22 protein-coding genes are annotated in these 18,900 nt (G+C 27.1%); 16 read left to right on the top strand and 6 right to left on the bottom strand.

Translation table 11 applies throughout. From position 1 onward, the window contains the following. The first annotated feature begins 15 nt into the window (after positions 1 to 15). The 5 genes from KGF50_RS01125 (at position 16) to KGF50_RS01105 (ending at position 4,130) form a co-directional block, all read left to right on the top strand. A complete protein-coding gene (locus KGF50_RS01125) occupies positions 16 to 273 on the top strand; it encodes an IreB family regulatory phosphoprotein (RefSeq protein WP_227846430.1) in 258 nt (85 codons plus the stop codon). Between the two features lie 9 nt (positions 274 to 282). Next, positions 283 to 2,454 carry a hypothetical protein gene (locus KGF50_RS01120; RefSeq protein WP_227846429.1) on the top strand — a complete coding sequence of 724 codons (2,172 nt, stop codon included), beginning with the start codon at positions 283 to 285 and terminating at the stop codon, positions 2,452 to 2,454. A 151-nt stretch (positions 2,455 to 2,605) separates the two neighbouring features. After that, on the top strand, positions 2,606 to 3,031 hold the full coding sequence (gene ruvX / locus KGF50_RS01115) for a Holliday junction resolvase RuvX (RefSeq protein WP_227840400.1): 426 nt from the start codon (positions 2,606 to 2,608) through the stop codon (positions 3,029 to 3,031). 77 nt (positions 3,032 to 3,108) lie between these two features. Continuing rightward, on the top strand, positions 3,109 to 3,396 hold the full coding sequence (locus KGF50_RS01110) for a DUF1292 domain-containing protein (protein ID WP_009889069.1): 288 nt from the start codon (positions 3,109 to 3,111) through the stop codon (positions 3,394 to 3,396). 275 nt (positions 3,397 to 3,671) lie between these two features. Continuing rightward, on the top strand, positions 3,672 to 4,130 hold the full coding sequence (locus KGF50_RS01105; RefSeq protein WP_227434196.1) for a Fur family transcriptional regulator: 459 nt from the start codon (positions 3,672 to 3,674) through the stop codon (positions 4,128 to 4,130). 120 nt (positions 4,131 to 4,250) lie between these two features. Here KGF50_RS01105 and KGF50_RS01100 read toward each other — a convergent pair whose 3' ends face one another. After that, positions 4,251 to 4,988, bottom strand: coding sequence for a metal-dependent hydrolase (locus tag KGF50_RS01100; protein WP_227846428.1), 738 nt, complete (start codon positions 4,986 to 4,988; stop codon positions 4,251 to 4,253). 216 nt (positions 4,989 to 5,204) lie between these two features. Here KGF50_RS01100 and KGF50_RS01095 point away from each other — a divergent pair, with 216 nt between their 5' ends. The 3 genes from KGF50_RS01095 (at position 5,205) to KGF50_RS01085 (ending at position 8,499) form a co-directional block, all read left to right on the top strand. After that, complete coding sequence (locus KGF50_RS01095) at positions 5,205 to 6,881, top strand: ribonuclease J (protein ID WP_227846447.1); 1,677 nt, start codon at positions 5,205 to 5,207, stop codon at positions 6,879 to 6,881. Between the two features lie 200 nt (positions 6,882 to 7,081). Further along, positions 7,082 to 7,282 (top strand): CD1290 family small acid-soluble spore protein, encoded by a 201-nt coding sequence (locus KGF50_RS01090; RefSeq protein ID WP_227434199.1) that lies wholly within the window; start codon positions 7,082 to 7,084, stop codon positions 7,280 to 7,282. A 53-nt stretch (positions 7,283 to 7,335) separates the two neighbouring features. Further along, complete coding sequence (locus tag KGF50_RS01085; RefSeq protein ID WP_227846427.1) at positions 7,336 to 8,499, top strand: D-alanyl-D-alanine carboxypeptidase family protein; 1,164 nt, start codon at positions 7,336 to 7,338, stop codon at positions 8,497 to 8,499. A gap of 114 nt (positions 8,500 to 8,613) precedes the next feature. Here KGF50_RS01085 and KGF50_RS01080 read toward each other — a convergent pair whose 3' ends face one another. The 3 genes from KGF50_RS01080 to KGF50_RS01070 all read right to left on the bottom strand — a co-directional run bounded on the left by KGF50_RS01080 (position 8,614) and on the right by KGF50_RS01070 (position 10,534). Beyond that, positions 8,614 to 9,036, bottom strand: coding sequence for a DUF2000 domain-containing protein (locus tag KGF50_RS01080; RefSeq protein WP_227846426.1), 423 nt, complete (start codon positions 9,034 to 9,036; stop codon positions 8,614 to 8,616). A 3-nt stretch (positions 9,037 to 9,039) separates the two neighbouring features. After that, positions 9,040 to 9,894, bottom strand: a complete 855-nt coding sequence (locus tag KGF50_RS01075) for an AraC family transcriptional regulator (RefSeq protein ID WP_227846425.1) — start codon at positions 9,892 to 9,894, stop codon at positions 9,040 to 9,042. A gap of 145 nt (positions 9,895 to 10,039) precedes the next feature. Next, positions 10,040 to 10,534 carry a GNAT family N-acetyltransferase gene (locus KGF50_RS01070; protein ID WP_227846424.1) on the bottom strand — a complete coding sequence of 165 codons (495 nt, stop codon included), beginning with the start codon at positions 10,532 to 10,534 and terminating at the stop codon, positions 10,040 to 10,042. A 258-nt stretch (positions 10,535 to 10,792) separates the two neighbouring features. On the opposite strand from KGF50_RS01070, the gene KGF50_RS01065 reads away from it, so the two are divergent. From KGF50_RS01065 to KGF50_RS01025, 8 genes are all read left to right on the top strand, one after another. Beyond that, complete coding sequence (locus tag KGF50_RS01065; protein WP_227434204.1) at positions 10,793 to 11,389, top strand: site-2 protease family protein; 597 nt, start codon at positions 10,793 to 10,795, stop codon at positions 11,387 to 11,389. Between the two features lie 29 nt (positions 11,390 to 11,418). After that, positions 11,419 to 12,138 carry a segregation/condensation protein A gene (locus KGF50_RS01060; protein WP_227846423.1) on the top strand — a complete coding sequence of 240 codons (720 nt, stop codon included), beginning with the start codon at positions 11,419 to 11,421 and terminating at the stop codon, positions 12,136 to 12,138. A 1-nt stretch (position 12,139) separates the two neighbouring features. Continuing rightward, positions 12,140 to 12,679 carry an SMC-Scp complex subunit ScpB gene (gene scpB, locus KGF50_RS01055; protein WP_227846422.1) on the top strand — a complete coding sequence of 180 codons (540 nt, stop codon included), beginning with the start codon at positions 12,140 to 12,142 and terminating at the stop codon, positions 12,677 to 12,679. A gap of 300 nt (positions 12,680 to 12,979) precedes the next feature. Further along, the gene (locus KGF50_RS01050) at positions 12,980 to 13,531 is read left to right on the top strand and encodes a DUF2953 domain-containing protein (protein ID WP_227846421.1); all 552 of its coding nucleotides are present in this window, start codon (positions 12,980 to 12,982) and stop codon (positions 13,529 to 13,531) included. Continuing rightward, on the top strand, positions 13,485 to 13,913 hold the full coding sequence (gene ytfJ / locus KGF50_RS01045; protein WP_227846420.1) for a GerW family sporulation protein: 429 nt from the start codon (positions 13,485 to 13,487) through the stop codon (positions 13,911 to 13,913). Before KGF50_RS01050 ends, ytfJ begins: the two co-directional genes overlap by 47 nt. A 260-nt stretch (positions 13,914 to 14,173) precedes the next feature. Next, entirely contained in the window at positions 14,174 to 14,614 is a 441-nt protein-coding gene (locus tag KGF50_RS01040) for a MarR family winged helix-turn-helix transcriptional regulator (protein ID WP_227846419.1), read from the top strand. A gap of 15 nt (positions 14,615 to 14,629) precedes the next feature. Beyond that, the gene (locus tag KGF50_RS01035) at positions 14,630 to 16,081 is read left to right on the top strand and encodes a leucyl aminopeptidase (RefSeq protein ID WP_227846418.1); all 1,452 of its coding nucleotides are present in this window, start codon (positions 14,630 to 14,632) and stop codon (positions 16,079 to 16,081) included. A 1,036-nt stretch (positions 16,082 to 17,117) separates the two neighbouring features. Then, positions 17,118 to 17,267, top strand: a complete 150-nt coding sequence (locus KGF50_RS01025) for a hypothetical protein (RefSeq protein ID WP_227846416.1) — start codon at positions 17,118 to 17,120, stop codon at positions 17,265 to 17,267. Between the two features lie 212 nt (positions 17,268 to 17,479). Here the strand turns inward: KGF50_RS01025 and KGF50_RS01020 are convergent, their stop codons facing one another. Beyond that, positions 17,480 to 17,800: a MazG-like family protein gene (locus KGF50_RS01020; RefSeq protein ID WP_009905401.1), complete on the bottom strand. Its 321-nt coding sequence runs from the start codon at positions 17,798 to 17,800 to the stop codon at positions 17,480 to 17,482. Between the two features lie 118 nt (positions 17,801 to 17,918). Continuing rightward, positions 17,919 to 18,656, bottom strand: coding sequence for an NAD-dependent protein deacylase (locus KGF50_RS01015; RefSeq protein WP_227846415.1), 738 nt, complete (start codon positions 18,654 to 18,656; stop codon positions 17,919 to 17,921). Positions 18,657 to 18,900: the final 244 nt, after the last annotated feature.

Here is an 18,900-nt window from a genome sequence, read left to right as displayed (position 1 = left end):
AAGGAGGTTTTTAGTTTGGAGAACGATTTAGACTACACTATGAAATTTGAAGGAATACCAGAAGATAGAATGAGTGTGGGAGACACAATAGATTTTGTATATAAAGCACTAGTTGAAAAAGGATATAACCCTATAAATCAAATTATAGGGTATCTCCTTTCTGGCGATTCTAGTTATATAACTAGTCATAAAAATGCAAGAGCTATAATTAAAAAATTTGAAAGAGATGAGATACTTGAAGAAGTAATCACGCACTATCTGAATAGAAAGTAGGTCAAATAAATGAGAAAAAAGATTATGTCATTGTTGGCAGTAGTTATTATGATTTTTGTATCAACTGTTAGCTACAGTTCTGCTGAAGAAAAGGGCAAAGTCATATTTATTGATATGAATAGGACCAATCTTGGAAGCATGTTAAAGGTTCCAATCCTAAAGAGTGAGCTAGAAAAGAGAGGCCATATAGCTCTTATGAATATAAGAGGAGATCAAGGTACTGATGATAGAAGGTCTTATGCTAGTATGGGTGCAGGAACAAGAGCTGATGTAACTACTGAAGACTATATCAATTTTCAAAAAGTAGACCAAGATACTGCTAAAACTTTTGAAGTTGCAACAGGTCAAAAAGCTAAAGAGATAAATAATTTAAGTATTAATAGGTCAATAAATGAAAATCTAGAGTATGGAGAATATGGAGCAAGCTTAGGTTCATTAGGAAAAACTTTATCAGAAAATGGATTAAAAACATCAGTAATTGGAAATGCTGATATAATTGAAAATAACCAATTGGTTAAAAATAGAAATTTATGTTTAGTTGCTATGGATCAATATGGAAGAATCGATTCTGGTAATATTGATGATATTAACAAAAAAGATTCTAAGATGCCGTTTGGAATAGTTACAGACTACAATAAGTTATTAGATGAAACTAAAAAGTCTTATAAAAATAGTGATGCTATATTTGTAGAACTTGGAGATACATATAGATTAGATATGTATAGATTGAATCTAAATGATAATACTTATGCTGCAATGAAGAAAAATATTGTAAAAAATATAGATAAATATCTTAAAGAAGTATTTTCTATGGTTGGAGAAAATGATACTGTTTATATATCAAGTGCTTTTCCAAGTGATTTAGATTATAAAAATAAGAGAAGACTTTCTCCAATAATAAAATTTAGTGGAGAAGGAAAGGGCCTATTGGAATCTGCTACAACAAGAAAAGCTGGTATTGTTGCAAACTTAGATGTTGGAGTGGATATATTAAATGAGTTTGGTCTTAAAAATGATGAAATGGTAGGTAGAAGTTATACTTTGGTTGACAGAGAAGATAATGCTAGTTACCTACAATCACTTTATAAAAAGATAGTATCTATATCATCTATAAGGTCAAGTATCATAAATGGATTTGTAGGTGTAATATCTGCTTCTTGGGTAATTGCAATGTTTGCAATATTCTTTAGAAATTACATGCCACATAAAGAGCGTGTATTCAAAGTACTTAAGGAGTTTATAAAATTGGGTATAATAATGCCTCTGTCATTTATGTTGGCTCCTTTGATGAATTTTAAGACCCCAATTACAATATCTTTGGGAATATTTGTAACTACACTAGTGTTATACTTATTAGGTCGAAAGTTATTTAAAGACAATGATATAAAACATATGGGATTTTTTGCAACACTGACTATTTTAGTTATAGTTATAGATTCTGTATTTGGAACGTACTTAATGCAAAATAATATAATGAGTTATGATGCTGTTATTGGTGCTAGATACTATGGTGTAGGAAATGAGTATGAAGGTGTAACCATAGCAAGTGCAGTATTTGGTTTAGCAGTTTTATTACATTACAAGAAGGTTTCTAAGCCACTTGTTGTAATATTTTCATTAATAATACTTATAACTAGTGCATATCCTTCTATGGGGGCAAATGTCGGTGGAGCGATATCAGAATGTGTAGCATATTTGTTGTTTATAATGCTTATATATGATGTTAAATTAGACATTAAAAAAGTTGCACTATTAGCTATTTCAGCTGTAGTTGTTGTTTGTGCATTTGCAGCTTTAGATATAATCTCAGGTAGTGAATCTCATTTAGGTATGTTTGTACAAAGAATTTTCTTAAATGGACCAGGAGAGATATTACAAACATTTGGAAGAAAAATTCAAATGAATATGCAATTAGCACAGACAAGTGTATGGGTAAATATTTTACTTGTGGGAATTGCTGTGATTGCAGTACTTATATTTAAACCATCTAGACATTTTAGAAAGATAATGAATAATTTTCCAATTTTGTTTAAAGGATTCATTGCATCTATGGTTGGTTGTATAATTACTCTTTTAGTTAATGATTCTGGTATAGTTGCTGCATCTACAGCATCTATATATATACTTATACCACTTATAATAATAAGCATAAACATGATAATATTTGAAAAAAATAACTAAAAATTTTTTAATGTATATATGCTTTGAATAAAAAATTGCAATATGATTATTAATGTAAACCAAAGAGCTTACATCAAAAATTCATATTGCAATTTTTGTAATTAATGAAATGTATATGTTTTATAAAATAAGGTAAATAAAAGGAGAAAATATGTTAGATGGAAGAATAATGGGTCTTGATGTTGGAGATAAAACTATTGGAGTTGCTGTAAGTGATTTAATGGGATTAACTGCACAAGGTATAAAAACGGTAAGAAGAGTTGGCAAGAAGAAGGATATTGAAGAATTAAAAGCTATAATAAAAGAAAAACAAGTAAATAAAATTGTATCAGGATTACCAAAAAATATGAATGGTACTTTAGGACCACAAGGAGAAAAGGTAATCAAGTTTTGTGAATTATTAAAAGAAGAAACAGGAATTGATGTAGATTTTTGGGATGAGAGACTTTCTACAGTAGCAGCAGAGAGATCTTTGTTAGAAGCAGATGTTAGTAGACAAAAAAGAAAAAAGGTTATAGATATGCTAGCAGCAGTAATAATTTTACAAGGATATTTAGATTTTAAAATAAATTCATAAAATAGCTATAAAATTGAATACTTATGATATATAATATAAATAATAAAAATAAAAATAAATTTGAGGTGAATGACATTATGGAAGAAAATATAATAAATTTAATCGATGAAAATGGTGTAGAAAGCCAATTTGAAATAATATTAACATTAGAAGCAGAAGGAAAAGAATATGCAATATTAATGCCTTTAGATGATGAAGAGGCTGAAGAAGCTTTAATATTTAGAATTGATGAAGATGAAGAAGGAGAAATACTAATACCTTTAGAAAGTGATGAAGAGTATGAAACTGTTGTAGCTGTGTATACTGCTATAATGGAAGAAGAAGGTTTAAATTACGACGAAGATGAATCAAATGGACTTAACTAGGTAAATAATTAAGTTTGTATATAAAAAATCAGGTATTTTACTGTATTTACTTTAATTAAGAATTATTAATTGTAAAAAGTATTTATAGTATATATCTGTTTTTTTATTTTTTATTAAAAAATTTATAGATTTTGGTGAATAATATATCTTTTATGGGTATATATTTATAATATGAGAAGAACTTAAATTTTTTCAAATGTCTTGACAAAAAAAGAATTATCAATTACAATATTATTTAATAAAGATTATCAATTGAAAACAGTAAGGGTGATGTTATGGCAAACACAATGGATTTATTAAAAGACAAGTTAAAAGAAACTGGTTTTAAGATTACGCCACAAAGAAGAGCAATAGTTGAGATATTGCTTCAACATGACCATTCACATTTAAGTAGTGAAGAAATCTATGATTTAGTTAGGGTTGACTGTCCTGAAATAGGCCTAGCTACTGTATACAGAACAATGCAGTTATTAGACGAAATAGGATTAATATCAAAATTAAACTTAGATGATGGGTGTATAAGATATGAGATTAGTCTACATAAAGAAGACTGTCATAATCATCATCATCTTATTTGCAAAAATTGTGGAAAGATAATGGAAGCTAAAGAAGACCTTTTAGACAATATAGAAAAAGAAATACAATCATTGTACAAATTTAAAATACTTGATCATGATGTTAAATTTTATGGATTATGTGATGAGTGTAATAAAATAAGTGATTCAGAAGAATAATTCTTCTGTAATTTAATGTTGATGGAAGAATAGTGTAGAGCTTTTATATTCTATGCTATTCTTCCATTTTTTATTATAAATTTGAATATATAGTATAAAGATAAATAGCTTTAAAGCCTTTTATAATTTTAATATTGAAAATATAATTAATCCTATAAGTATGAAAATAAATGATTTTTCTATAAAATTACTAAATGGTCCTCCGACTGTTAAAAATCCTAAGGAAATTTTTTTTTCACTTAATGGATAAAAAAGTGGTATTCCTTGTTTTGTAAATAAATCCCCTAAAAACATATGGCTTGCATAGCCAAGTGTTCCATAAAAAGATAAATTATTAATACTAGTGATTAATTCTATTTGTTTTAGTAAAAAATATATTATGATGGTTGCAAATATACTATGAGAAAAACTTCTGTGCTTTAGCCAGGGAAAAATTGACAACATTAGACAAAAAATTATAAAATATATTTCAACTTCTACGATGTATAAGCATATAGCTAATAGTATAAATATTAATGATAGAAAGATTTTTCTCAGAAATGTATGGGTTAGTTTTGCCTCAATAATTATAATTGCAACAAATGTAATTATTGCACTTAAATAAAAATTATCATTTATATTTATTGAAATAAAGAAAATAATAATATTAATAGCATATATAAAAATTCTATATATGTATTTGGATATATTGTTTTTTAGAATGAAATTTGAGACCATAGAATTAGATTTATCCAAATCGGGCAGTACTGCAAAAGTAGCTGAAACTAAAATATCTACTAGAGATATAGGAATTTTAAAAAATAAAGATGTCTGGATAGCTGTTAAAATTCCTATTGCACAATGAGTTTTACCACGCATAAATCCTCCTAAAATATCAGATATTAAATCATATAATATTTAGAGGATATCAAAATAAAATAGGTTTGTCAAAATAATACGTTAAATGTATTTTAAATATAGCTTAAAATATGATACGAATTATGGTACAATAAGAATAACTGGTAGCGAGTGCGTGATTTGATATTATTTAAGATTGTAGAACGTGTTAAAAAATTAAATAGACAGAAGGAGATGATGCAATTGTTCAAAAAGAACACCAACAAGATAAAGGTAATGGCTTTAGGTGGACTTAACGAAGTTGGAAAAAATATGACTGTTGTTGAGTATAAAGATGAAATAATTGTTATAGATGCTGGACTTAGTTTTCCAGAAGATGAAATGTTAGGGGTAGATATAGTTATACCAGACATAACTTATTTAGTCAAAAACAGGGATAAAATAAAAGGTATATTTATTACACATGGACATGAAGACCATATAGGAGCTCTTCCATATATACTAAGAAAGATAAATGTTCCTGTATATGGAGCGAGACTTAGTATAGGTCTTATACAAGTAAAATTGAAAGAACATAAGATGAATAATGTTAAGTTAAATGTCATAACTCCAAGACAAGTTATAAAGCTTGATAATATGGAAGTAGAGTTTTTGAAAAATAACCATAGTATACCAGATGCTTACTCTATTGCAGTACACACAGACCAAGGGATAATATACCATACAGGAGACTTTAAGATTGACTTGACTCCAATTGATGGTGATGTTATGGATATGCATAGAATCTGTGAGTTGAGCAAAAAAGGAGTTCTTTTAATGTTAGCAGATAGTACTAATGCAGAAAAACCAGGATTTACTATGTCTGAAAAAACTGTTGGAGTAGGTCTTGATGAGTTATTTGCAAAGGGGAATGGTAGAAGAATTATAGTTGCTACGTTTGCATCTAACATACACAGATTACAACAAATAATAAATACAGCTGAAAAGTTTAATAGGAAGGTTGCTATATCAGGTCGCTCAATGGTAAATGTAGTTGGAGTTGCCAAAGAATTAGGATATTTAGATATTTCTGACGATATGCTAATAGATTTAAATGATATATACAAGTATGAAGATGGCGAGTTAGTGATAATAACGACTGGTTCACAAGGTGAGCCTATGTCAGCTCTTGCTAGAATGGCTTTTTCAGAACACAAAAAAGTAGAAATAAAGAGTGGCGATTTAGTTATAATATCTGCTCATCCAATACCAGGAAATGAAAAATTAATATCAAGAGTAATAAACTTCTTATTTGAAAAAGGAGCAGAAGTAGTATATAGTGATATAGCGGATATACACGTTTCTGGACATGCCTGTCAAGAAGAATTAAAGCTTATACATGCATTAGTTAGACCAAAGTTTTTTATGCCAGCTCATGGTGAATATAGAATGTTAAAAAGACATGCTGAAATAGCTGAACAACTTGGTATGGACAAAGAAAATATTTTTGTTATGCAAACAGGAGATGTTTTAGAGTTAGATAAAAACTCTGCTAAAGTAGCAAATCGTATACAAACAGGAAACATACTAGTTGATGGATTAGGTGTAGGAGATGTAGGAAATATAGTCTTGAGAGATAGAAAGCACTTATCAGAAGATGGTCTTATGATAGTTGTAGTAACTATTTCTAAAGATGAAGGCAAAGTTTTAGCAGGTCCAGATATAATATCTAGAGGATTTGTGTATGTAAGAGAGTCTGAAGATTTAATGGATGGAGCAAAGGATATAATCAAAAACGTTCTAAACGAGTGTGAAGAGAAAAATATTAAAGAATGGGCTTATTTAAAGAATAATATTAAAGAAAACCTAAAAGAATATTTATATCAAAAAACTAAACGAAATCCAATGATACTTCCTATAATAATGGAAGTATAGGATATAAAGTTTATAAAATTGAAAAATAGACCTCTTGTAATTTTTAAAATGATATCAAAGATTAAATTGATATTATCTTAAGAATTGCAAGAGGTCTTTTTAATATTGAAAAATTTACATATTACATAAAATACCAATTATAACAATCTTTTATTAGTAAAAACTACTTATATATAAATTTTATTAATAGGAGGATATTTATGGATAATATTTCAAAACAAAATGCTAGAAAAGCTTTAAAACAAACTAAGATGGAAATAGCAGGAGAATATGGAATGAATTATGAAGATGCTTTTGAAATAATAGAAAATGCATCTAATAAAGGTGTTTTAGAAGGTTATTTTAAAAAGCTTGAAAAGAAAAAAAATTTAGGTCAAGGTATATCTAGGCATTTAGAATAAAAAAAGTTAATTGTGAGAAAATAAGTTTAAATAAACTTTAAGAGGTGACATCTATGAAAAAATTAGCTAGTACTGCTTTGGCTATATTACTTGCATTTACTCCTTTGAGTTTTTCTTTTGCAAATAGTAAGGACAACGCTGATGCCAGCCAACTAAATATATCTTCAAAATCGGCAATTTTGATGGATGTTGGTAGTGGACAAATTTTATATGAAAAGGATGCTCATAAAAAGCTTCCTCCTGCCAGCGTAACAAAGGTAATGACAATGTTACTTATTGTAGAAGCTCTGGATTCAGGTGATCTTAAACTTGATGATGAAGTGCAAGTGAGTGAAACTGCATCTAGTATGGGTGGTAGTCAAATATTTTTAGAGCCAGGAGAAACTCAAAAAGTTGATACTTTATTAAAAGGTATAGCTGTTGCTTCTGCAAATGATGCTTGTGTAGCTATGGCTGAGCACCTGGCTGGAAGTGTTGAAGGATTTGTCGATAGAATGAATTCTAAAGCAGAAGAGTTAAACATGAATGATACTCATTTTGCAAATACAAATGGGCTTCCTGTAGCAAATCACTATACATCTGCTCATGATATAGCTTTAATGTCTAGAGAATTGTTAAAACATGAAATGATAAGCAAATACTTAACTACATGGATGGATAAAGTTGTAGTAGGTAAAAAGCAAGTTACAGTAGGCCTTGCAAATACTAATAAGCTTATAAAGCATTATCAAGGAGCTACTGGTGTTAAAACTGGATTTACTCAAGAAGCTAAATATTGTCTATCAGCATCAGCAAAAAGAGGTAATACTCATTTAGTTGCGGCAACTTTGGGTGCAGAAACTTCTCCCGAAAGATTTAATGATGCATCTAGTCTTTTAAATTATGGATTTGCTAATTATGAAAGCGTTAAGCTATGTAGTAAGGGAGATAATATAGCTACACTTACATTAGACAAGGCTGATGAAAATAAAGTCAAATTGGTTGCTAAAGAAGACTTAAATGCTCTTATTAAAAAAGGAAGTTCTAAAAAGTTTGAGAAGAAAATAGAAATAGTAAAAAATCCTAAAATGCCAATTAAAAAAGGTACTGTTTTAGGAAAGATAAAAATATGTAAAGATAAAAAAGTAATAGGTGAAGTAGAATTAATAAATACTAAAGATATAAATAAGGCAAGTTACCTACAAATGCTTCAAAGAATAATTGATAATATGATATAATCCTTGGCAATAAGATACAATTATAATTCGCATAAAAAATGCCCGTATAGAAGTACTATATGGGTATTTTTATTTATTATATAAAAATTTGTTATAATTATATATTTGCAATGATTATCTAAGTAAAGGCATGCTACCTGTAAGTTTATTTACTTGCTTTTTGTTTCCATATATTCCTATACCAAAATATTGTAGTTCATCTTCTTGGACAGTGGCAATTTTTTGTGTGAACTCTTCATAAATATTACAACCTTGTGCAACGTCTGAAAAATCTACAACAGTTAATCCTTCAAATTCAGGAGTATATAATTTTTTACGTAAATCCTTTATAATTTCTTTGTTTCCTTTTAAGATAGGTACAGGTATAGCAACAATTCCTAAATGATTATTACCTGTTTTGTCAATTACATCTGGGCCTACTATTTCTGGAGTATATTTACCTAGTGTAACTCCCATTACCGCTGCTGTATTTGATATAATACCCATTGGTAAATTTTCATCTATTACCATAACACATTTTACATTTTTATTTTCCATTTTTTAATTCTCCTTTTCATCTTCTTTAAAGTTATTTTTATCATCATTTATAAAGATATTTTGATATTGTTTAGGTGTAAGACCAATAAAGTTTTTAAAGAAATTTGTAAAGTGACTTTGGTCCACAAAGCCTGTTTGTATAGCAGCATCTATGGGCTCTATTCCACGTTCTAGAAGTTTCTTAGCTTTATTTACTCGTATATTTTCAAGGTATCTATAGGGTGTAATACCTTTTAACTTTGTAAAATTACGAAGTAGTGAGTACTTATTCATTTTTGCTAGATAACTTAACTCGTCAAGTGCTATACGTTCAGCATAATTATTTTCTAAATAATCACAGACTATTTGAATTTCTGTACTTATTTTTTCTGAGTTAGACTGTAAAACTGGTTCTGTACATTCATTGACTAATTGTTCAATTAGGAAAAAGAATATTTCTTCTTTTTTAAAATCTAATTGTTCTTCCATAATTATATGATGTAGTTCTTGTAGTAAAGGTACTAATTCACTACGAAATATTACTTGCTGATTGAACTTAGGTAAATAATTTTTACCTGTAATTTCTAAGACAGCTTTTTGCATTATTTCTGGTTTAATATTAATGCATCTATAATCAAGAACTTCATTATCTATTTGTTCGCAAGTATGACTATCAAAAGGATTAAAAAGTAATAAATCTCCTGTGCTTGTAGTATACTTTTTGTTTTTGCATGATAAATATCTTTGACCTTTTTCTATAAAACCAATTACATAATGCTCATGAAAATGGTTTGGAAAATTTTGCATAATACCTTTAAATCTATACGCTTCAATTTCTAATTCACTATCAAAACATACTGTGCGTTCTTCTTGTTTCACCTGAACAACCTCCTTTCATATTGTATAAAGTGTAACATATATTTTTTTGTAGTTCTTGTATGATATTGACTAAAAATTAAGAACAACTAAAAAAATGACAACTTAATTTTTTTAGTTGTCAAATTAAATAATATTTATATGTAATTTATTTTGCTAGATTATCAAGGGTATCACCAGCAATACGATATACTGTCCAATCTTTCATTGGCTCTGCACCCATTGATAAGTAAAAATCTATACTTGGTTTATTGCAATCTAAGCACCACCATTCTAAACGACCACATCCACGTTCTATAGCAATACTAGCTAGTTTTTTTAGAAAAGCCTTGCCAAATCCTTTTCCACGAAACTCTGGCTGAACATATAAATCTTCTAAATAAATTCCTGCACGTCCAAGAAATGTTGAAAAATTATGAAAAAATAAAGCAAAGCCCACATCATTTCCATTATATTCACCAATTAAAACCTCTGCTTTTTTCTTTACAAATAGCCACTCATTAAGTATTTCTTCAGTTGCAATAACTTCGTCTAACATGTTCTCATAAGAAGCAAGTTCTTTTATAAATTTTAATACAAGGGCAGTATCTGATTCAACTGCGTATCTAAATTTAAGTTCATTATTTTCTATAGTATTATTCATTGTGTTACTCCCTTCATCTGTGATACACCAATAAGATAACAATAATGTCAGTTTATGTCAATATAATATTGTACTACCAATAAGTGTAATTATTATATTTTTACGGCTAATATGATATAATAATAAAAGTTATAAAATAAAAAATGAATTTTAATTTTATGCCTATACACACAATTATTATAATATAAAATAATTTTGATTATAAGTTATTTAATTGTTATAATAGTATTAAAAATTTAATTTAGGAGATGTACATTAATGTTAAGTATGAATATAGGAGAAATCGTAGCAAGTTTGGTTGGTATAGCCATGGCAATATCAATACATGAGTTTGGTCATGCATACTCGGCACATTTATTAGGTGATGATACAGCTAAGGCTTATGGAAGAATGACATTAAATCCTGTAAGACATGTCGACCCAATTGGTCTTTTGGCTATGTTTATTCTTAGAATAGGATGGGCAAAACCAGTCCCAGTAAATCCTAATAACTTTAAAAATTACAAGATAGGCAATTTGATAGTTTCACTTGCAGGTGTTTTCTGTAATGTTCTGACCGCTATAGTCTGTGTCATTATAAATAAATATGTGCACATGTATGCGATAAATACAATAGCTGAATATGTATTCTTATATAGTATGGGATTTGCAGCTTTTAATTTACTTCCTATACCTCCACTTGATGGGTGGGGAGTTATATCTACACTTGTTCCATATAAATGGAATGAATATGTGTATAAATTTGAAAATATGAGTTATATAATTTTGTTGATTGCTTTATTTACAGGTATATATCAAATAATATTAACACCAATATATACCGTATTACTAAGAATAGTATATTTATTTGTTTAATAAAATAAACAACTTAAAGAGGGATTAATATGAAGTATAATATACAATTACAAGTCTATGAGGGACCATTAGATTTGCTGTATGACTTGATAACTAAACATAAGATAGATATAAAAGATATATCAATTATAGATATAACTAAACAATATCTTAATTATCTAAAAATGTTAGATAAAATGGATTTAGAGATAACTAGCGAATTTATAACTATGGCATCTAAGCTTTTAGAGATAAAATCTAAATACTTACTTTACAAACAAAAGGATGAAGAAGAAGACCCAAGAATAGAACTTATGGAGAAATTAGAAGAATATAGAAAATTTAAGATAGCATCACAAGATATAAAGGAAAATATAACTTATATTAATGAAAGATTTTATAGAACCAAAGAAGAAATAATTATTGATGATAATGTGGATTTAGAAGATATATCAATAGAAGCAATAAAAAATATACTTCCATACATATTTAAGGTTAAAACATCACAAATTGAAAGTACTAATGATGAAAAATTGGATAAAATAGTGAGAAAAAAGATAATATCTGTGGAAGAAAAAATAGTGTATATAAGAAATGTTATAAAAGAGAAAATAGAAGTTACTTTTACAAATATCATAAAATCATATGAAAATGATGAAATAATTGCTACTTTTTTATCTATATTGGAGCTTATAAAAGAAAAAGAAATAGTAGTGGTACAAGATATATTTTTTGATGATATTTTAATAAGAAAAAGTTCGGAGTGTTAAAATGAAAAGAGAAGATATAAAATGTATTATAGAATCTATTATGTTTGCATATGGTGACCCAATAAGTATAAAAGAATTAAATTATATAATAAATCAAGAACTTTCATCAAAAGAGATAGAGATTATGTTAAATTTACTTATTGATGAGTATAGAGAAAAAAATAGAGGCATTCAGATAATAAAATTGGAAAATAAATATCAAATGTGTACAAATGAAGACTATGCAGAATATATAAAAAAAATTATTGAGCCAAAGAAAAAGAAAAGTTTGAGTCAAGCTACACTAGAGACTCTTACTATAATTGCATATAAACAGCCAATAACAAAAGCAGAGATAGAAGATATAAGAGGAGTAAAATGTGATAAGGTGCTACAAACTCTATTTGAAAATCAACTTATAAGAGAGGCTGGTAGACTTAATAAAATAGGAAAACCAATAATTTATAAGACAACAGATGAATTTTTAAAGCTGTTAAATATAGAAAGCCTTGAAGAGTTGCCTGCTATAGAAACTTATCAAGAAGCAGTAACAAATGAATAAAATGTTATACAAAAATAATGTTAATTTTACAATAGAAACGTTACTTTTAAAATAAAAATATAAAGAACACAGTAATTTAGTTTATAGTTTTAAATTTTTTAGAAGGTTTAAAATAATCTAAGTTATTGTGTTTTTTTGTGTAAATATAAAAAAGTAGTTTTGGTAAAATAAATATGGATAATTAAGTATAAATAGTAATTTTTTGAAGATAATATAGACATGGAGATTAATGAATTACTTAATTTTAAATATTTAATAATAGCAATAATTTTTATAATAAGTATAATTATATTGTTTTTTATGTCTCATATAAATATTTTATTAATAGCAGATATAAACAATAAAGACGTTTGTTTAAAACTTAATATAAAATACATGTTTGATTTAATAAATATAAATAGACAACTCTACCCAGCTGAAAATAGTAAAAATAATGATAAAAAAGAGGGGATGAAGAATAATATAGACTCTAGTATATTATTAGCTGATGACCTTTTAAGTGTTTATAGACTATTAAAAAAGATAAAAATACATGAATTTTATTCAAACATTGATTTTGGAACTAAAAATATAGGTGTGACATCTTCTGTGTATGTATTAATAAATACTCTATATGGAAATTTATTTAATATAATCGATGCAGAAAAAATATATTTAAATGTAAATCCAAATTTTACAAAAGATTACTTTTTGGGAAATGTAAGGATACATATAAGGTCAAGAATAAAAGATTTATTTCACTTTATAATAATGGTTAACAAAGTTATGAATAAAAATAAAGGAAATTATAAGGGAGGTGATAGTAATGAGAGCAACAGGTTCGATACAAAGTCTTATGGAAACAACTCTTGAAACTATTAAAGGTTCTATAGATGCAAATACTATTATAGGAGACCCTATAAAAACAGATACTACAGTAGTTGTCCCTATATCAAAAGTAACAATTGGATTTGGTATAGGTGGAGGAGAATATTCAAAAGGATATGATGAGAAAGATAAAAATATTGAAATAAAAAGTGAAAAAGCAGATACAAATTTTGCAGGAGGTAGTGCAGGAGCTATATCTGTACAACCCGTAGCATTTGTAGTAGTTGAAAGTGGAGAAACTAGAATAATGAGCTTAGATAGTAATATTAATCTAGTAGATAATATACTGTCTATAACTCCTAGAGTATTAGAAAAAATTCAGAATATATCTCAAAATAATAAAAATCCAGACAAGAACAATATGTAGTATAAGATTAGAATACTTTTGAAAATAAAATATAGCCTTAAATAAAATAGTGAGATTGATATAAGTCTCACTATTTTATAATGTAATTTAAATGTTTTTTATTTTATGTCTAATAATATTTTAGTTTAAAACAATTTAAATGGATAATAAAGTTTATCTATAGTATAATTATAAAAAGAAAAGAAGTATTATATTAGAGATATATAAACATATTTGGGGGATAAGAGGGAGTCCCAATTATTAATTTTGAGGTGAATTTTATGAGTGATAAAGAGTTATCTATTTTGTTGTTGGAAAGTATGAATAACTTTCATAATTTAATAAAGATTATTAATAATGAAAGATATAAAAAAGGTAAAGTACTTACAGAAAGGCAATTTTTTGCTTTAGTAAGTATAAGAAAACATAATAAAATGGAACTTAAAAATTTAAGTAGAGATTTACATGTATCTACTTCTAGTTTGTGTATATTACTTAATAAGTTAGTTGAGCAAGAGTATGTATATAGGGAAGAAGATAGTAGGGATAGACGAAATACTTTCTATGGAATAACTGAAAGTGGAGAAAAAACACTAGACGATGAAATATTAAAATTTATATCCATAATAAGTGATAAAATGAACTGTTTAGATGTAGAAAACAAAGATAAATTATTTGCTTCTTTGGAAGACTCTAGAAATATAATTGAGCAATTATTTTAAAAAGGAGAATTTGATATGCAGATAAAATGTTCTAAAGAAATATTAAAAAGCTTAGATGATGCTATAACTGTAATTACTGTGTTTGAAGATGAGAATGTTTCTACAATGTTTGATAAATTAAATATTGTAAGTAAAAACTTCAGTGCCAAAGAAAATAACATAGAGATTGTGACATTGCTTGAAAATGACAATCTAATAGACCTTTGTCTAGTTGGCCTTGGCAAGAAAGAATCTTTAGATAAAGAAAAACTTAGAATCATAGGGGGCAACTTATGTAAAAAAATAAAAGGTATGTTGAGAAATAAAGCATGTAAAAATAATGATATTAACATAATAAATGTTAATTTAGATATAGAAGAGATAGGTGCTTTTTCAGAAGGAATATTGCTTGGAAACTATAAATTTGATAAATATAAGACAAAAAGTGAAGATTTTGAAGAAAAAAAAATAGACAATATAATTATATTTACTGGAAAAGAAGCAGAGTGTCAAATAGAAAAAGCTAGAATACTATCTAATTCAACTATAATAGCGAGAAATCTAGTTAACGAACCATCAAATATAATATACCCAAAGACATTGGCAATAGAGGCAGTTAGACTTGGAGCAGAGTATGGATTTAATGTTGATGTTTATGAAGAAGAAAAAATAAAAGCATTGGGTATGGAAGCTTTTTTTGCTGTATCAAGAGGTTCAGTTAATAAACCAAGATTTATAGTAATGAGATATTTTGGAGATGAAGAAAATGCAGATATACTAGGTCTAGTGGGTAAAGGATTGACTTATGATACTGGTGGATATTCTTTAAAATCAAATTCATCTATGCTAGATATGAAAACAGACATGGCTGGAGCTGCAAGTGTAATAGGAGCTATGTGTGCCATATCTCAGAGTAAATTAAAGAAAAATGTTATAGCAGTAGTAGCTGCATGTGAAAATGCTTTATCAGGAGGTTCATACAAACCAGGAGATATAATTAATTCTATGGCAAGAAAAACTATCGAAGTTTTAAATACAGATGCAGAAGGTAGACTTACATTAGCCGATGCAATATATTACATTATAAATAATGAAAAAGTGACAAAAGTTGTTGATGTAGCAACATTGACTGGTGCAGCTCTAACATTATTAGGTAATGTTGCAACTCCTGTAGTAACAAATAATGATGATTTTTATTGTGAATTGGAAAAAGCATCTACTTTATCTGGAGAAAGAGTCTGGAAGATGCCACTTTATGATGAGTTCAAAAATATGGTAAAGGGAGAAGAAGCAGACCTTAAAAATACTGGAGGTAAAAATGCTGGATGCATAACAGCAGGAGCCTTTATTGGAGAATTTGTTGGCAGTACTCCATGGATACATATGGATATAGCAGGTACAAGTACATCATCAAAATCAAAGGGATATAAAGCAAAAGGAGCAACAGGAGAGCCTGTTAGGACATTGTATTATTTAGCAGAGATATAAAATTATATAATACAAAAACTATAGTTTAATGTGTAAAGCCACTTGGATATTTTTAAAACTTAAAAAATGTCTAAGTGGCTTTATTTATAAATTTAAATAAATTATTTACTCTTTTTCTTTTTTTCAAGGATGAAGGTGTCTATATTGGATAAAAGAGGAAGTATGTACACAATGCTAGTAGCAAAAATAAATATGAAAATGGTAGTTGTATTGTAACTTAAAAAGCCATAGTAATATTGTGAATCAGTAAATGTATTTAGTAAAAATATAAATGAAAAGTAAATAAGACAAATTACAAAATTATCTCTAAATGCATGTCTGTTAACTTTAAATTTTCTTACATCAACCATATAAATATTTGCATATATTATCAAACATTTAGAGAAGATAAATAGAAAATATATGAAGCTAGGAAATTCATATCCTAAGTTTTTAGAAAAAATAAGTTCTCCAACAGAACAAACTAAACTCCAAGAAAAAAATATGTTAAAAAAATGATACTGTTTAAAAGCTAATATAGCTATACATATGTATATACAAATATGACTAATTCCAATTGGTAAGGAATTCAAGGTGCTATAATTCCCTGAAGAAATAATTAAAATTTGTTCTAAAGCAACAACTATTACCATTAAGGTGCAAAGTATTTTTTCAACTGTGTAACTATAGGGTAAAATATTTTTTGTTAGCTTTGGGCAATGATATAGAAATAATCCAAATATAAAAAGACTTACAAACTGTTCACTAGAAAAAAGAAAAATTTTAAACATAGAGCATTCTCTCCTATAATAAATTAATATGTACCTATATAAATATATTCATCCTCTATCAATTTAATATATAAAAAATTTAATAAAGTTAAGATTTTATATAGAAATTTTAAAGAAATAAAAATTTTAACTTTCGTGGGTATGTTAGAATCATGTCAAAAAATAAAAATATTTTTATTTATTAAAGTTTTGGGGAATAATAATAACAAATATTAGAACTAATTAACAGTTTTTGTAAGTATTTGACAATAGAGAGGGTGTAACAAATGGGAATAATAGAATCAGCATCAAAGTTAGCTGAGATAGTTCATTTATTAGCAATTGAAAAGGGAATAACAGATATAGAAGCATGGGATGAAGCTGTAGAAGAATATAGTAAAATTTATGAAAATAAGAGAGAACAATATAGAAGTTAAAAATAAAACCTTGCTAACAAAAAATTTGTTATACTGGATAAAATTTAATTGTTTGTGAAAACATTAAATAATATATACAAATAAAACAAAAGATGGTATCTCAATTACGATTTAAAAAAATCATTTTGAGATACCATTTAATAGCAAATCTACATAGACATTAAATCTTTCAGATTTTAAATTTATTTTGATAAATATTTAAACAAACAGTTTTACTTATCTATATTTTTTATGTAGCCTCTTTTTTCTAGTTTTTTTATATGTTCTTTGCGTATTTCATCAAGATTAATACCATATTGTTCTTCTAGTTTAAACATCATAGTTACACATGTTTGGGCTACATCCATCAATTCTTTAGCAGTTTTCTTTATAATATCAACTTCATCTAAGTCATTATTTTCTCCACTTAGATTTCTGAATTTGCCTATGCATTCAGCTAATTCGCCTTGTTCTTCACCCATTTTGATAAATGTAGACTCCAGTGTTGGGTCTAAATTATTAAGCTCTGGTAAAGATATAGTTTTTAGTTTCATAAAAAGCTCCTTTCAAATTATATATTTATACTAAAACACCATAACAAAAATAATACTAAAAACAAACTTTAAATTCAACATAAAAACTCATATATATAATAAAAATAGTGAAATAAATCTATATTTGTCTTAATACAGCTTCATATAGAACTTCTCCAATAGGTCTATTAATTACAAGAGATGCAGATTTATCATAAACTGTGTTTGCTTTATTAATAAGAGCAATATATTTACCTTTGTAGTAATCTATAAAACTAGCTGCTGGATATACAGCTAATGATGTACCTCCTATAATCAGTAAATCAGCATTACTTATAGCAGAAATTGTCTTAGTAATAACATCACTATCAAGAGCTTCTTCATAAAGCACTACATCAGGTTTTACTATAGAGCCACAATCATCACAATGAGGAATGTTACCTCCTAGATTTAGCATAGCATCTAAATCAAAAAATTTACCACAATTAGTACAGTAATTTCTATGTACAGAACCGTGAAGTTCTAAAACATTCTTACTTCCAGCCATTTGATGAAGTCCATCAATATTTTGAGTTATAACAGCCTTAAGTTTTCCCATTTCTTCTAGTTTTGCCAAAGCTATGTGGGCATTATTAGGTTTTGCATTAGGATATATTAGTTTATCCTTGTAGAATTCAAAGAACTCTTCTGGATATTTAACAAAGAAAGTATGTGAAACTAATTGCTCAGCAGTAAATTGTTTATTGAGTTTTTGACTAAAAAGTCCAGTAGAGCTTCTAAAATCTGGTATATTAGATTCAGTTGAAACACCTGCTCCACCAAAAAATACTATATTATTATGATTAGATATTAAGTCTTTTAGGTTATTTGCATCCATAATCTACACCTCCAAAATTATTATATATAGATTGTACTACATATTATAAAGTTTATGTTACTTTATTAGATTCTGAGTATTTTCTTAATGTTTACAAATCAATTTAAAGAGTGGGTATAAATAAAATTATACAAGCTAAAAAAATTTATATTTTTCAATATATAAATTAAAATCAGAAATGAAAATAAAGAAAGTATAAATGAAATGTATACATAATATAAATAGACAATATTTACTAAAATCA

The organism is Clostridioides sp. ZZV15-6598, assembly GCF_020657705.1.
Lineage (GTDB): Bacteria > Bacillota > Clostridia > Peptostreptococcales > Peptostreptococcaceae > Clostridioides > Clostridioides difficile_F.
The sequence above is the reverse complement of the archived record's forward strand: the minus strand, read 5'-3'. Positions and strand labels throughout refer to the sequence as shown.

What these genes read in the sequence shown, in the direction of transcription:
- ruvX (WP_227840400.1), top strand. Translation starts at nt 2,606, where the DNA reads ATGTTAGATGGAAGAATAATGGGTCTTGATGTTGGAGATAAAACTATT.
- KGF50_RS01020 (WP_009905401.1), bottom strand. Translation starts at nt 17,800, where the DNA reads ATGAAACTAAAAACTATATCTTTACCAGAGCTTAATAATTTAGACCCA.
- KGF50_RS01105 (WP_227434196.1), top strand. Translation starts at nt 3,672, where the DNA reads ATGGCAAACACAATGGATTTATTAAAAGACAAGTTAAAAGAAACTGGT.
- KGF50_RS01015 (WP_227846415.1), bottom strand. Translation starts at nt 18,656, where the DNA reads ATGGATGCAAATAACCTAAAAGACTTAATATCTAATCATAATAATATA.
- KGF50_RS01110 (WP_009889069.1), top strand. Translation starts at nt 3,109, where the DNA reads ATGGAAGAAAATATAATAAATTTAATCGATGAAAATGGTGTAGAAAGC.
- KGF50_RS01100 (WP_227846428.1), bottom strand. Translation starts at nt 4,988, where the DNA reads ATGCGTGGTAAAACTCATTGTGCAATAGGAATTTTAACAGCTATCCAG.
- KGF50_RS01085 (WP_227846427.1), top strand. Translation starts at nt 7,336, where the DNA reads ATGAAAAAATTAGCTAGTACTGCTTTGGCTATATTACTTGCATTTACT.
- KGF50_RS01025 (WP_227846416.1), top strand. Translation starts at nt 17,118, where the DNA reads ATGGGAATAATAGAATCAGCATCAAAGTTAGCTGAGATAGTTCATTTA.
- KGF50_RS01090 (WP_227434199.1), top strand. Translation starts at nt 7,082, where the DNA reads ATGGATAATATTTCAAAACAAAATGCTAGAAAAGCTTTAAAACAAACT.
- KGF50_RS01080 (WP_227846426.1), bottom strand. Translation starts at nt 9,036, where the DNA reads ATGGAAAATAAAAATGTAAAATGTGTTATGGTAATAGATGAAAATTTA.
- KGF50_RS01065 (WP_227434204.1), top strand. Translation starts at nt 10,793, where the DNA reads ATGTTAAGTATGAATATAGGAGAAATCGTAGCAAGTTTGGTTGGTATA.
- ytfJ (WP_227846420.1), top strand. Translation starts at nt 13,485, where the DNA reads ATGAGAGCAACAGGTTCGATACAAAGTCTTATGGAAACAACTCTTGAA.
- KGF50_RS01095 (WP_227846447.1), top strand. Translation starts at nt 5,205, where the DNA reads ATGCAATTGTTCAAAAAGAACACCAACAAGATAAAGGTAATGGCTTTA.
- KGF50_RS01040 (WP_227846419.1), top strand. Translation starts at nt 14,174, where the DNA reads ATGAGTGATAAAGAGTTATCTATTTTGTTGTTGGAAAGTATGAATAAC.
- KGF50_RS01035 (WP_227846418.1), top strand. Translation starts at nt 14,630, where the DNA reads ATGCAGATAAAATGTTCTAAAGAAATATTAAAAAGCTTAGATGATGCT.
- KGF50_RS01050 (WP_227846421.1), top strand. Translation starts at nt 12,980, where the DNA reads ATGTCTCATATAAATATTTTATTAATAGCAGATATAAACAATAAAGAC.
- scpB (WP_227846422.1), top strand. Translation starts at nt 12,140, where the DNA reads ATGAAAAGAGAAGATATAAAATGTATTATAGAATCTATTATGTTTGCA.
- KGF50_RS01060 (WP_227846423.1), top strand. Translation starts at nt 11,419, where the DNA reads ATGAAGTATAATATACAATTACAAGTCTATGAGGGACCATTAGATTTG.
- KGF50_RS01070 (WP_227846424.1), bottom strand. Translation starts at nt 10,534, where the DNA reads ATGAATAATACTATAGAAAATAATGAACTTAAATTTAGATACGCAGTT.
- KGF50_RS01120 (WP_227846429.1), top strand. Translation starts at nt 283, where the DNA reads ATGAGAAAAAAGATTATGTCATTGTTGGCAGTAGTTATTATGATTTTT.